We start from the raw sequence: 13448 nt of genomic DNA, 5'->3' as shown, positions 1-13448 counted from the left end.
TCCAACCCCGAAACAAGTCCGAGGCCGGGGATGTCAACATATCTGGCGTTGACTTTTGGCACGCTGTTGAGTTCTCAAGGAACGGACACTTCCTTCAGGCGGCTTTCACACCGGCCCTCCGGGCGCTTCGTTCTTTCGTGTTTCCAGCCTAGCAGATCCGTTTGCCAGTTCTTAACCGGCGCTTTTCGTATCTGAAACCTGGCGTTAACCGTCGTCTCGCGGCGACTCGACCAACCATAGCGGGTCGTCCGCCGGAGCGCGAATCGGGCCGCGCCGGCCGTCACCCGGTCGGAGGAGTGATTTGTTGCTCTCGCGAGCATATACAGCAATGGTCCCGATTCGCCAAGATGCCTGTAGAGTGCGGCGCATCGGCCAAGAGGACTAGACCACCAGCGGTCGGCAAGATGACCGGCTGGTGAGGGCGGACAGGCAGGTCACTTCGCCTGGGAATGTCAGCTGATGTCCGAAGTTGACATGATTTAGGCTTCAGACGATCACTGCGCTCGATCATCCTGCCGCTGTTCGCGGCCGCTCGCCTGTACTGCGCACTTGGGAGGCTCAACCATGACCACTGTGATGTCGCCGCTGACCGGCAAGGTCGTCGGGCTCGCCGGCGTGCCGGACCCCGTCTTCTCGGGCGCGATGGTCGGTCCGGGCACCGCGATCGACCCGGTCCGTCGCCCGACCGAGGCCGTCGCCCCGGTGGACGGCGTGGTCGTATCCATGCACCCGCACGCGTTCGTCGTCGTGGACGCGGACGGCCACGGCGTGCTGACCCACCTGGGCATCGACACCGTCCAGCTCAACGGCGAGGGCTTCGAGCTCCTCGTCAACAAGGGTGACACCGTCACCCGCGGCCAGGCCGTCATCAAGTGGGACCCGGCCGCCGTCGAGGCCGCCGGCAAGTCGCCGATCTCGCCGATCGTCGCGCTCGAGGCCTCGGCCGACGCGCTGGGCGACGTCCGCGAGGACGGGGAGGTCGCCGTCGGCGACGCCCTGTTCAACTGGAGCTGACCCCTCTCTACCTTCCCGACAGATCCGCCCCTCCGCACCGGACGGGGCGGCCCGGCACACAGCGGTACCCGGCGGGGCCGCTTCCCTCAGCGGAGACATACATGGAGAAGACGCTGCGCGGCGTGGGTGTCAGCCACGGGGTCGCGATCGGCCAGGTGCGGCACATGGGTACGGCGGTGCTGGAGCCGCCGGCCACCCAGATCCCCACCGAGGACGCCCCGCGTGAGCAGGCCCGCGCCCAGGCGGCCGTCGAGGCGGTGGCCGCGGACCTGATCGCCCGCGGCAACCTGGCCGGTGGCGAGGCGCAGGCCGTCCTCGAGGCTCAGGCCCTGATGGCGCAGGACCCGGAGCTGATGGCCGACGTCGCCCGCCGGATCACCGTCGGCAGCAGTGCCGAGCGCGGTGTCTACGACGCGTTCGCCGCCTACCGCGCGCTGCTGGCCTCGGCCGGGGACTACCTCGCGGGCCGGGTCGCCGACCTCGACGACGTGCGGAACCGCATCGTGGCGCGCCTGCTGGGCGTGCCGATGCCGGGCGTCCCGGACAGCGACGAGCCGTACGTGCTGTTCGCCCGGGACCTGGCGCCGGCCGACACCGCGCTGCTCGACCCGACGCTGGTGCTCGGCTTCGTGACCGAGGAGGGCGGGCCGACCAGCCACAGCGCCATCCTCGCGCGGGCCATGGGTGTGCCGGCCGTGGTCGCGCTCCCGGGAGCGGCCGACGTCGCCGAGGGCACCGTCGTCGCCGTCGACGGCAGCTCGGGCAACGTGCTGGTCGAGCCGACCGAGGAGAAGCAGGAGGAGCTTCGCCGGAGCGCCGCCGAACGCAAGGCCGCGCTGGCCGCCTCCTCCGGTCCGGGCCAGACCCTGGACGGGCACAAGGTCCCGCTGCTCGCCAACATCGGTGGACCCGCCGACCTGCCGGCCGCGCTGGAGGCCGGCGCGGAGGGCGTCGGCCTGTTCCGGACCGAGTTCCTCTTCCTGGACGACTCGGCGAAGGCGCCCAGCGAGGAGAAGCAGGTCGAGGCGTACCGCAAGGTGCTGGAGGCGTTCCCGGAGGGCCGGGTCGTGGTCCGGGCGCTGGACGCGGGCGCGGACAAGCCGCTGGACTTCCTGACCCCGGCGGACGAGCCGAACCCCGCGCTCGGTGTGCGCGGTCTGCGGACGCTGCTGGAGCACCCGGAGGTCATGCAGACCCAGCTGCGTGCGCTGGCCACGGCGGCCGAGGGCCTGCCGGTGCACCTTGAGGTGATGGCCCCGATGGTGGCCGACCGCAAGGACGCCAAGGACTTCGCCGACGCGTGTCGTGAGGCGGGGCTCAACGCCAAGTTCGGCGCGATGGTCGAGATCCCGTCGGCGGCGCTGCGGGCGCGTTCCATCCTCCAGGAGGTCGAGTTCCTCTCGCTGGGGACCAACGACCTCGCCCAGTACGCCTTCGCCGCCGACCGGCAGGTCGGCGCGCTGGCCCGGCTGCAGGACCCGTGGCAGCCTGCGCTGCTGGACCTGATCGCGTTCTCCGCCGAGGCCGCCGCCGCGGCCGGCAAGAGCTGCGGCGTCTGTGGCGAGGCGGCCTCCGACCCGCTGCTGGCCGTGGTGCTGACCGGTCTCGGGGTGACCAGCCTGTCGATGGGCGCGGCGTCGATCCCCTACGTGCGCACCACGCTGGGCAAGTACACGCTGGCGCAGTGCCGCCGGGCCGCCGAGGCCGCCCGTGCGACGGACAGCGCCGACGAGGCGCGGGCAGCGGCGCAGCAGGTGCTGTCCGGCGAGTAGCCGGACAGGCGGTCGAGACCGCGCGTTCCTCCGAAAAGGGGCCCTTCCACCGTGGCGGTGGAGGGGCCCCTTCGGCGTGTCCGGGAGGGTGGCGGGGATGCGCCGGGGGGGCCGGCGCACCGGCTACCCGGCCCGGCGGTCGCGGCGGAGCTGCTCGAAGAAGCGCAGGTGGTCGAGGTTGTCGACGGAGCCGGGGTTGACGGCCTGGTCGAGCGGGGTGCCGGAGAGCAGGCGCTTGACCGGGACCTCGATGCGCTTGCCGGTGAGGGTGTGCGGCAGGCCGCGGACGGCGATGACCTCGTCGGGGACGTGGCGCGGGGAGAGTTCGGTCCGCAGCGCGACGCGGATGCGGCCGACGAGGGCGTCGTCGAGTTCGGCGTCGGGGGCCAGGACCACGAAGAGCGGCATCCAGTAGCCGCCGTCGGGCTCCTCCAGGCCGATGACCAGGGACTCGGCGATCTCGGGGAGGCGCTCGACGACCTCGTAGATGTCGGACGAGCCCATCCGGACGCCCTGCCGGTTGAGGGTGGAGTCGGAGCGGCCGTGGATGACCACGGTGCCGCGCGAGGTGACGGTGATCCAGTCGCCGTGGCGCCAGACTCCGGGGTACGTGTCGAAGTAGCTGTCGTGGTACCGGGTGCCCTCGGGGTCGTTCCAGAAGCCGGTGGGCATCGACGGGATGGGCTTGGTGACGACGAGTTCGCCGACCTCGTCGGTGTGCGGGTGCCCCTGGACGTCCCAGGACTCGACGGCGGCGCCGAGGCACGGGGCCTGGATCTCGCCGAGGTACACCGGGAGGGTGGGGACGCCGCCGACGAAGCAGGAGCAGACGTCGGTGCCGCCGCTGACGGAGGCGAGCCAGACGTCCTCCTTGACCTCGTCGTAGATCCAGCGGAAGCCGTCCGGCGGCAGCGGGGATCCGGTGGTGCCGATGCACCGGACAGCGGAGAGGTCGAGATCGTGGCCGGGTCGGAGTTCGGCCTTGCGGCCGGCGATGACGTAGGCCGCGGAGGTGCCGAGGACGGTGGCGCCGGTGCGGGCGGCGACGGACCAGAAGGCGCCGGTGTCGGGGTGCCCGGGGCTGCCGTCGTAGGTGACGATCGTCGAGCCGACGAGGAGGCCGGCGACGAGGAAGTTCCACATCATCCAGCCGGTGGAGGTGTACCAGAGGAAGCGGTCCGCGGGGCCGAGGTCGAGGTGGAGGCCGGCCTGCTTGAGGTGCTCGACGAGGATGCCGCCCTGGCTCTGGACGATGGCCTTGGGCAGGCCGGTGGTGCCGGAGGAGTAGAGGACCCAGAGCGGGTGGTCGAACGGGACCGCCTCGAAGACCGGCTCGGCGTCGCCGGCGACCAGGTCGTCCCAGTGCAGCGCGCCCTCGGGCGCGGGGGCTCCGAGCAGGGGGACGTGGACGACGGTGCGCAGCGAGGGGAGTTCGCGACGGAGCTCGGCGACGACGTCGGTGCGGTCGTGGTCCTTGCCGCCGTAGTGGTAGCCGTCGACGGCGAACAGGACGACGGGCTCGATCTGCTGGAGGCGGTCGAGGACGCTGCGGGCGCCGAAGTCCGGGGCGCAGCTGGTCCAGACGGCGCCGACGGCCGCGGTGGCGAGGAGGGCGACGGCGGCCTGCGGGATGTTGGGCAGGTAGGCGCCGACGCGGTCGCCGGGGCGGACGCCGCGCGCGCGGAGGGCGGCGGCGAGGGAGCCGACCTGGCGGCGGAGTTCGGCCCAGGTGAGGGTGACGGGCTGTTCGGTGGTCTCGTCGAGGTGGAGGACGGCCGGCTTGTCGGCGTTGGCCCGGTCCTCGCCGTGGCGGAGGGCGTGCTCGGCGTAGTTGAGTTTGCGGCCGGGGAACCAGCGGGCGCCGGGCATGGCGGGGTCGGCCAGGACGCCGAGCGGTTCGTCGGTGCCGGCCTCGGTGGTGAGCCGGACGTCGAACCACTGGGTGACGGCCGTCCAGAAGCGGTCGAGGTCCTCGACGGACCAGGCGTGCAGGGCGGCGTAGCGGGCGGCGGCCTCGGCGTCGGAGGCGGTGGGAGCGAGCGGTGCGGCCGGGGCGCCGTGGTGCTGGGCGGCCCAGGCCTGGAAGGCCACGATCCCGGTGCTGGCGGCGCGAGCGGGGGTGGGGCGCCAGAGCGGCTGGTCCTGGGGTGGAGTGCTCACGGTGGTGGTCTCCCGGCCGGTGGTAAGGACGGGGCTGCTCGTGGCAGGGCCCGCGTCCGGTTGGGGGCTGTCGGTGCAGACCCTGCCACGTGATCGGCCGGTGCGCCAGGGTCTGCCCGGCGCGGTCAGGCCCTGGTCAGGGGCGGGTGAACTCCCCGTCGTACCAGGAACGGGAGACGCGGGTGTGGAAGGGGAAGGCGAGCGGGGTGTCCGGGGTGGAGAGCTGCCAGCCGTCGGTCTCCTCGGTGGGCACGGAGGCCGGGAGTTCGGCGAGCGGGCGGGCCGGGAGCAGGCCGAAGAGGCAGAGGAAGCCGCCGTGGGTGTCGGAGTCGGTGGCGACCAGGGTGATGTCGACGGCGTCGGCGAGGATGCCCGTCTCCTCGCGGAGCTCGCGGACGCAGGCCTGCTGCCAGCTCTCGCCGTAGTCGACGTAGCCGCCGGGGAGGGCGAGCTCGCCGTACCCGGGCTCGATGGTGCGGCGGATGACGATGAGGCCGGCGGCGGTGTCGTCCTGGGTGACGGGGAGGAGGGTGACGACGACCGGGAGCGGATTGCGGTAGCTGATCTCGGTGCACCGCGGGCAGACGCGGGGCCAGCCGTCGGTACCGGGCGGGTAGAGGGTGCCGCAGAAGTGGCAGTGGGAGTTGGGGCGGTGGCGCACCGTGCCGGCCTCGTGAATCGTCATGGCCGGATGCTAGTGGGGGCCGGCCGGAGGTGGGGCCCGGTCAGTGGATCCGCTCCCCCGCCTCTTCCTCCCGGGCGGGTCGCAGGAGGGCCGGGTGGAGGAGGCGGGCGTCGCCGGAGCGGTAGGTACGGGCGCGCGGGCCGCCGCGGGCGCCGCCGTGCTTGGTGGTGGTGCCGGTGCCTTCGACGAAGCCGGGGACGGAGAGCACCTTGCGGTGGAAGTTGCCGGGGTGGAGCTTCTCGTCCCAGACGGCCTCGTAGACGGCGCGCAGCTCGGGGATGGTGAAGTCGTGCTGGAGGAAGGCGGTGGCCAGCGGGCTGTACTCGATCTTGGCGCGGGCGCGGTCGAGTCCGTCCGCGAGGATGCGGGCGTGGTCGAAGGCCAGCGCGATCGGGGCCGCGGCGCCCGGCCGGGCGCCGCCCCGGCAGGCGTAGCCCGGATCGAGGGCGGCGTCGAGGGCGGCGTCGGCGGGACCGCTCGGTGCGGGTCCGGCCGTCTCCGTCGCCCGGATGTGGGTGCCGGTGCACCTGCCGACGCCACCCCCGTGGGTGTCGGCGGGTGCACCGGCGGTCTCGGACCGGCCGGGCGGCCGGAGGTCCAGGTCGGTGACGGGGTGCCAGGCGGCTCGTGCCGCGTCCGTACCGGCCTGCGGGTCGGGCAGGTCGGGGGCGAAGGCCAGGTAGGCGACGCCGACCACGTGCATGCGCGGGTCGCGGTCGGGGGCGCCGTAGGTACCGAGCTGTTCGAGGTGGATCCGGCTGAGCGCGGCCGCGGCCTCGACCGTGCCGTGCAGGCCGGTCTCCTCGGCGAGCTCGCGGGCGGCGGCCTCGTCGAGGCTCTCCTCGCCGGCGCGCAGGAAGCCGCCGGGCAGCGCCCAGCGGCCCTGGTAGGGCGGCAGGGCCCGCTCGACCAGCAGGACGTGCAGGCAGCCGTGGCGCAGGGTCAGGGCGACGACGTCGACCGTGACGGCGACCGGGGTGTACGCACGGGGGTCGTAGGAGGCGAGCCACTCCTGCTCGGCGGCCGTGCGACCCGGGGTGTCGGGTGGGGTGGTCACGACGCGCTCCTCTCCACTCACGGTGCGTGCCCGTCCTTCTCGGAATGAGCACAACGTAGCGATCCTTTGCCTCTGCGGCAAATGATTTTCCGGGGATCCGGGGACCGCTCTGCTTCTAGGGTGTGACCAGGAGCTTCGTCGCGAGGAGGCCGTCATGCCCAGCACTCCCCCGTCGGACTTCGCCACGGCCCTGGCGGCCGGCCCCCTGGTGCTGGACGGCGGGCTGTCCGACCAGTTGGCGGCGGCCGGCCACGACCTGGCGGACGGGCTGTGGTCGGCCCGGCTGCTGCTGGACGCGCCGGAGGCGGTGCGGGCGGTGCACCGGGCGTACTTCGAGGCGGGGGCCGAGGTCGCGATCACGGCGAGCTACCAGGCGAGTTTCGAGGGCTTCGCCCGGCGCGGGGTGGGCCGGGCCGGGGCGGCGCGGCTGCTGGCGCTCGGCGTGGAGCTGGCCCGGGAGGCGGCCGGGGGCCTGCCCGGCCGGCGGCGCTGGGTGGCGGCGTCGGTGGGGCCGTACGGCGCGGTGACCGCGGACGGCTCGGAGTACCGGGGACGGTACGGGCTGAGCACGGCCGAGCTGGAGGCGTTCCACCGGCCCCGGCTGGAGGCCCTGGCGGCGGCCGGGCCGGACGTGCTGGCACTGGAGACGGTGCCGGACGCCGACGAGGCCCGGGCCCTGCTGCGGGCGGTGCGCGGCCTGGGGGTGCCGGTCTGGCTGTCGTTCAGCGTGGCGGGCGGGCGCACCCGGGCGGGGCAGCCGCTGGCGGAGGCGTTCGCGCCGGCGGCGGAGGCGGACGAGGTGGTGGCCGTGGGGGTGAACTGCTGCGCGCCGCAGGAGGCGGACGGGGCGGTGGCGCTGGCGGCGCGGGTGACCGGCAAGCCGGTCGTGGCGTACCCCAACAGCGGCGAGGGCTGGGACGCCGCGGCGCGGGACTGGACCGGCGGTCCGACCTTCGCGGCGGAGCGGGTGGCCGGCTGGCTGTCGGGCGGGGCGCGGCTGGTGGGCGGCTGCTGCCGGGTGGGGCCGGCGCAGATCCGGGAGCTGGCCGCCGAGGTGGCCCGCGTCCGGCCCTGAGGCCGGGCGGAGGGCCGGCCCCGCGGCCGGGGCGCGCCGGGACCGATCCGGGACGGCCCGGGGCCGCCCGGGACGGGTCGGAGGCGCGGGGGTTACCGAGGGGGAAGGTGCACGGACCGGGCACGGCCTGGCAGACTCGTGCCCGTTACCACTGCGGTCGACATTGTCGACCGCCTGTCAGCCCGGAGGTACACATGCCCGGCCCGATCCAGTCGCTCTCCCGGGCCGCCGCGATCATGCGCCTGCTGGCCGGCGGCGAGCGCCGCCTGGGCCTGTCCGAGGTCGCGACGGCGCTGGACCTGGCCAAGGGGACGGCACACGGCATCCTGCGCACCCTCCAGCAGGAGGGTTTCGTGGAGCAGGACCCGGAGAGCGGCAAGTACCAGCTGGGCGCGGAGCTGCTGCGGCTCGGCCAGAGCTACCTGGACGTGCACGAGCTGCGCGCGCGGGCCCTGGTGTGGGCGGACGACCTGGCCAGGGCGGCCGGGGAGACCGTCTACCTGGGCGTCCTGCACCACCAGGGCGTGCTGATCGTGCACCACGTCTTCCGGCCGGACGACACCCGGCAGGTGCTGGAGGTCGGTTCGATGCAGCCGCTGCACTCCACCGCGCTGGGCAAGGTCCTGCTGGCGTACGACCCGGTGGCGCGCGGCGAGCTGGGCGACGGGCCGTACGAGCCGTACACGGCGCGGACGCTGACCTCGGCGGCCGACGTGGACGCCGAGGCGGCGCTGACCCGCGAGCGCGGCTGGGCGGACGCGGTCGAGGAGACCTGGGAGGGCGTGGCCTCGATCGGCGCACTGATCCAGGACCGGCGGCGCAACCCGGTCGGCGCGGTCTGCGTCAACGGCCCGGTGGAGCGGGTCTGCGAGGACGGCTTCGTGAAGCCGTCGCTGGTCGCGTCGGTGCGCAGCGCCGCGCGGGCGATCTCCCGGGACCTAGGCGCCGGCCGGTTCTGACCCGGGGTGCCGGGGCGCCGCCCCGGATGCACGACGTTCACGCTGAGGCGCGGACAGGCGAGTCGCCTGTCCGCGCCTTACCGTTTTGTCCAAAATTGCGACTATCCAGTCGGTGACGCCGGGTAGCGGACCGAGCAAAGGGTCACAGCTGCGTAACCCGGCCTTGACGTGAGGGCGACCCGGGGAGGAAGCTTCCGCATGACGGTCGACATTGTCGAACGATGGCCGTGCGAAACGATCCCACAGAGCGCTCACCCGCCCCCCGATCGCCCGGCCCCTGCCCCCACCCGCACCTCCGGGCCATATGGACAAGGGAGTCTTTGTGTCCGCGTTCTCCAACGGCGACATCTTCGTCGGCGAAACCCTCGGCACCGCAGCGCTGATACTTCTCGGCGGCGGCGTCTGTGCCGCCGTGACGCTCAAGAAGTCGAAGGCCCTCAACGCCGGCTGGCTGGCGATCACCTTCGGCTGGGGCTTCGCGGTGATGATCGCCGCCTACATGTCGGCCCCGAAGTCCGGCGCGCACCTGAACCCGGCGGTCACCCTGGCCCTCGCGGTGGACAGCGGCGACTGGAGCACGGTCCCGCTCTACCTCGGCTCCCAGTTGCTCGGCGCGATGATCGGCGCCGTCTTCGTGTGGCTCACCTACCTCGGCCAGTTCCAGGCCAACCAGGAGCCCACCCTCGGTATCTTCTCGACCGGCCCCGAGATCCGGAACCCGGTCCAGAACCTGCTCACCGAGATCATCGGCACCTTCGTGCTCTGCCTGGGCATCCTCACCCAGGGCCTCACCAAGGGCCTCGGCCTCTCCGGCACCGGCATCCTGATCGTCGCCTTCACCGTGGTCGGCATCGGCCTGTCACTCGGCGGCCCGACCGGGTACGCCATCAACCCGGTCCGCGACCTGGGTCCGCGCATCGTCCACGCACTGCTGCCGATCCCGAACAAGGGCGGCTCCGACTGGTCCTACGCCTGGATCCCGGTGGTCGGCCCGGTCATCGGCGGCCTGCTCGCCGGCGGCCTGTACCACGTGGCGTTCTGACGCCCCCGGGTTTCCACCCAGCCCGAGCACGGGGACTGACCTGAGAGTCAGGCCCACCCACCCCCGAATTCCGCTGAACGAGCCGAGGACCCTCATGACCTCCACTGGCACTGGCAACTACATCGCCGCGATCGACCAGGGCACCACCTCCAGCCGTTGCATCATCTTCGGCGCGGACGGCCGGATCGTCTCCGTCGACCAGCAGGAGCACCGGCAGATCTTCCCGCAGCCGGGCTACGTCGAGCACGACGCCGCCGAGATCTGGACCCGGGTGCAGTCGGTCGTCCGCGGCGCGCTGGAGAAGGCCGGACTGACCAAGGACGACATCCGCGCGATCGGCATCACCAACCAGCGCGAGACCACCGTCCTGTGGGACCGCCACACCGGCGAGCCGGTCCACAACGCGCTCGTGTGGCAGGACACCCGGACCGAGGCCCTCTGCCGCGAGCTGGGCCGCAACGTCGGCCAGGACCGCTTCCGCCGCGAGACCGGCCTCCCGCTGGCCAGCTACTTCGCCGGCCCGAAGATCCGCTGGCTGCTGGACAACGTCGAGGGCCTGCGCGAGCGCGCCGAGGCCGGCGACATCCTGTTCGGCACCATGGACACCTGGGTCATCTGGAACCTCACCGGTGGTGTCGAGGGCGGCAAGCACGTCACCGACGTGACCAACGCCAGCCGCACCATGCTGATGAACCTCCAGTCGCTGGCCTGGGACGAGAAGATCGCCGAGTCGATGGGCGTGCCGATGGCCGTCCTCCCGGAGATCCGCTCCTCCGCCGAGGTCTACGGCGAGGCCGTCGGCGACCTGGCCGGCGTGCCGGTCGCGGCGGCGCTCGGCGACCAGCAGGCCGCGCTGTTCGGCCAGACCTGCTTCAACGAGGGCGAGGCCAAGTCGACCTACGGCACCGGCACCTTCCTCCTGCTGAACACCGGCGAGAAGATCGTCAACTCGTACCACGGCCTGCTGACCACCGTCGGCTACCGGATCGGCGACCAGAAGCCGGTCTACGCGCTGGAGGGCTCGATCGCCGTCACCGGCTCGCTCGTCCAGTGGCTGCGGGACCAGCTCGGCATCATCTCGACCGCCGCCGAGATCGAGACCCTCGCCAACACCGTCGAGGACAACGGCGGCGCCTACTTCGTACCGGCCTTCTCCGGCCTCTTCGCCCCGTACTGGCGCTCCGACGCCCGCGGTGTGATCGCCGGCCTCACCCGGTACGTCACCAAGGGCCACCTGGCCCGGGCCGTCCTGGAGGCCACCGCCTGGCAGACCCGCGAGGTCGTCGACGCCATGCAGAAGGACTCCGGGGTCGAGCTCACCGCCCTCAAGGTCGACGGCGGCATGACCAGCAACAACCTGCTCATGCAGAACATCGCCGACGTCCTGGACGCCCCGGTCGAGCGCCCGTACGTGGCCGAGACCACCGCCCTCGGTGCCGCCTACGCGGCCGGTCTGGCGGTCGGCTTCTGGAACGACCTCGACACCCTGCGGGCCAACTGGCACCGCGCCGCCGAGTGGACCCCGCGCATGGACGAGGCCACCCGGGAGCGCGAGTACAAGAAGTGGCTCAAGGCCGTCGAGCGCACCATGGGCTGGGTGGAGGAGGACGAGAACAACTGATCGCGAAGCCGGTCGGGGCAGCAGCCCCGGCCGGCCCGCTCCCGTTTCACCGGCCCGCCGCACCGGGCCGACCCGGCCTCTCCCCAGGGGCCGTACGCACACCGAGAGGAGTAACGGCGCAGCCCGACCCGCGCGCCGTACACACACCATGGCAACCATCCCGACCCTGGGCGCCGAGCGCTCCGCCGGCCACACCGCATCCCGTGCCGAGACCCGCGAGCTGCTGGGCAAGGCCACCTACGACCTGCTGGTGATCGGGGGCGGCATCCTCGGCACCGCCGTCGCCTGGACGGCCTCCCAGGCCGGTCTGAAGGTCGCCATGGTCGACGCCGGCGACTTCGCGGGCGCCACCTCCAGCGCCTCCTCCAAGCTGGTCCACGGCGGTCTGCGCTACCTGCAGACCGGCGCGGTCAAGCTGGTCGCCGAGAACCACAAGGAGCGCCGCGCGCTCGCCACCGACGTCGCCCCGCACCTGGTCAACCCGCTGACCTTCTTCGTGCCGGTCTACAAGGGCGGCCCGCACAGCGCGCCCAAGCTCGGCGCCGGCGTCTTCCTGTACTCCGCGCTCTCCGCCTTCCGCGACGGCATGGGCCGGGTCTCCACCGCCGCGCACGCCGCCCAGCAGGTGCCCGCGCTGCGCAGCGAGGGCCTGCGCTCGGTCGCCGTCTACGGCGACCACCAGATGAACGACTCGCGCGTCGCGGTGATGACGGTGCGCGCCGCCGTCGACGCCGGCGCGGTCGTGCTGAACCACGCCGAGGTCACCGGCCTGCGCTTCACCGGCAGCCGGGTCACCGGCGCCGAGCTGCGGGACCGCCTGGACGGCACCGAGTTCGGCGTCGACGCCCGCCTGGTGCTCAACGCCACCGGCCCGTGGGTGGACCACCTGCGCAAGATGGAGGACGCCGGCGCCGCGCCGTCGATCCGCCTCTCCAAGGGCGCCCACGTCGTCGTCAAGCGCCGCGCCCCGTGGCGTGCCGCGCTGACCATCCCGATCGACAAGTACCGCGTCTCCTTCGCCATCCCGTGGGAGGACCACGTCCTGCTCGGCACCACCGACGAGGAGTACACGGGCGACCCGCAGGACGTCCGGGCCACCGAGGCGGACATCGACCAGATCATGGGCGAGGCCGCGCACGCCATCCGCGACGAGCACCTCGACCGCGACCTGATCACCTACTCCTTCGCCGGCCTGCGGGTGCTGCCCGGCGGCCCGGGCGACACCGCCGCGGCCAAGCGCGAGACGGTCGTCACCGAGGGCAGGGGCGGCATGCTGTCGGTCGCCGGCGGCAAGTGGACCACCTACCGGCACATCGGCCGGACGGTGCTGGAGAAGCTGGCGCACGTGCCCGGCACCTCCCTCGGCGAGGACATGTCCCCGATCGCCCCGACCGTCCCGCTGCCGGGCGTCGGCGCGCCGAACGCCGTCGCGCACCGTCTGCTGATCGACCGCGAGCCGGGCTCCCGGATGGAGCCGCTGGTCGCCAAGCACCTGGCGAGCCACTACGGCACGCTCTCCTTCGAGATCGCCCGCATGATCGACGAGAACCCGGAGCTCGGCCGGCCGATCCACGAGGACGGGCCGGACGTCTGGGCGCAGGTCGCCTACGCGGCCGACAGCGAGTGGGCGTACACCGTGGACGACGTGCTGCGCCGCCGCACCACGATGACCGTCCGCGGCCTGGACACCCCGGAGATCCGCACCGAGGTCGAGGCGTTCCTGGGCAAGCGCCAGGGCAAGTAGCGCCACGGCGCAGCCGTGCCGGGCGGGCACCCCAGGGCTGGGGGTGCCCGCCCTCCGTCGTGCCGCTGCTGAAGTGACCTCCCGAACGTGACGGGCGGGCGCTCCCCCTGGGGAGCGCCCGCCCGTCCGTCGTTTCCGCGGACCGTCCGTCCGCCGTCCCGGGGTACCGCTACCGGGGCTAGATGCAATGCCGTGTAGATAGAGCTTGCGGATTCCTGTCACGGGTCTGGTGTGGTCAGGATGTCGATGCTGATGGTGGCTTTGTAGCTGGTCCGGTCGATGGTGCCTTTGGCGTTGTACTTGGAGATCGCGCGTTTGA

Annotated in this window: 10 protein-coding genes; 7 read left to right on the top strand and 3 right to left on the bottom strand. The window is 72.9% G+C overall.

Going from position 1 to position 13448, the window contains the following annotated elements:
• The first annotated feature begins 564 nt into the window (after positions 1-564).
• Both PUR56_RS01775 and ptsP read left to right on the top strand, forming a co-directional pair.
• Positions 565-1014, top strand: a complete 450-nt coding sequence (locus PUR56_RS01775; protein ID WP_329885204.1) for a PTS sugar transporter subunit IIA — start codon at positions 565-567, stop codon at positions 1012-1014.
• 101 nt (positions 1015-1115) lie between these two features.
• Complete coding sequence (ptsP, locus tag PUR56_RS01770; RefSeq protein ID WP_329885205.1) at positions 1116-2786, top strand: phosphoenolpyruvate--protein phosphotransferase; 1671 nt, start codon at positions 1116-1118, stop codon at positions 2784-2786.
• A gap of 123 nt (positions 2787-2909) precedes the next feature.
• On the opposite strand, the gene PUR56_RS01765 is transcribed toward ptsP, so the two are convergent.
• The 3 genes from PUR56_RS01765 to PUR56_RS01755 form a co-directional block, all read right to left on the bottom strand.
• Positions 2910-4946 (bottom strand): acetoacetate--CoA ligase, encoded by a 2037-nt coding sequence (locus PUR56_RS01765; protein WP_329947561.1) that lies wholly within the window; start codon positions 4944-4946, stop codon positions 2910-2912.
• Positions 4947-5082: 136 nt separating this feature from the next.
• On the bottom strand, positions 5083-5631 hold the full coding sequence (locus PUR56_RS01760; protein ID WP_329947560.1) for an NUDIX domain-containing protein: 549 nt from the start codon (positions 5629-5631) through the stop codon (positions 5083-5085).
• Between the two features lie 40 nt (positions 5632-5671).
• Complete coding sequence (locus PUR56_RS01755) at positions 5672-6688, bottom strand: NUDIX hydrolase (RefSeq protein WP_329947559.1); 1017 nt, start codon at positions 6686-6688, stop codon at positions 5672-5674.
• Positions 6689-6842: 154 nt separating this feature from the next.
• Between PUR56_RS01755 and mmuM the strand changes: the two genes are divergently transcribed.
• The 5 genes from mmuM to PUR56_RS01730 all read left to right on the top strand — a co-directional run bounded on the left by mmuM (position 6843) and on the right by PUR56_RS01730 (position 13129).
• The gene (gene mmuM, locus PUR56_RS01750; protein ID WP_329947558.1) at positions 6843-7763 is read left to right on the top strand and encodes a homocysteine S-methyltransferase; all 921 of its coding nucleotides are present in this window, start codon (positions 6843-6845) and stop codon (positions 7761-7763) included.
• A 194-nt stretch (positions 7764-7957) separates the two neighbouring features.
• Positions 7958-8722 (top strand): IclR family transcriptional regulator, encoded by a 765-nt coding sequence (locus PUR56_RS01745; protein WP_329885210.1) that lies wholly within the window; start codon positions 7958-7960, stop codon positions 8720-8722.
• A gap of 304 nt (positions 8723-9026) precedes the next feature.
• Complete coding sequence (locus PUR56_RS01740) at positions 9027-9764, top strand: MIP/aquaporin family protein (RefSeq protein ID WP_380359060.1); 738 nt, start codon at positions 9027-9029, stop codon at positions 9762-9764.
• Between the two features lie 94 nt (positions 9765-9858).
• Positions 9859-11385: a glycerol kinase GlpK gene (gene glpK, locus PUR56_RS01735; protein ID WP_329885212.1), complete on the top strand. Its 1527-nt coding sequence runs from the start codon at positions 9859-9861 to the stop codon at positions 11383-11385.
• Between the two features lie 148 nt (positions 11386-11533).
• Entirely contained in the window at positions 11534-13129 is a 1596-nt protein-coding gene (locus tag PUR56_RS01730) for a glycerol-3-phosphate dehydrogenase/oxidase (RefSeq protein ID WP_329885213.1), read from the top strand.
• Positions 13130-13448 lie beyond the last annotated feature (319 nt).

The sequence above is a fragment of the Streptomyces sp. BE303 genome (genome assembly GCF_036290945.1).
Taxonomy (GTDB): domain Bacteria; phylum Actinomycetota; class Actinomycetes; order Streptomycetales; family Streptomycetaceae; genus Kitasatospora.
The sequence above is the reverse complement of the archived record's forward strand: the minus strand, read 5'-3'. Positions and strand labels throughout refer to the sequence as shown.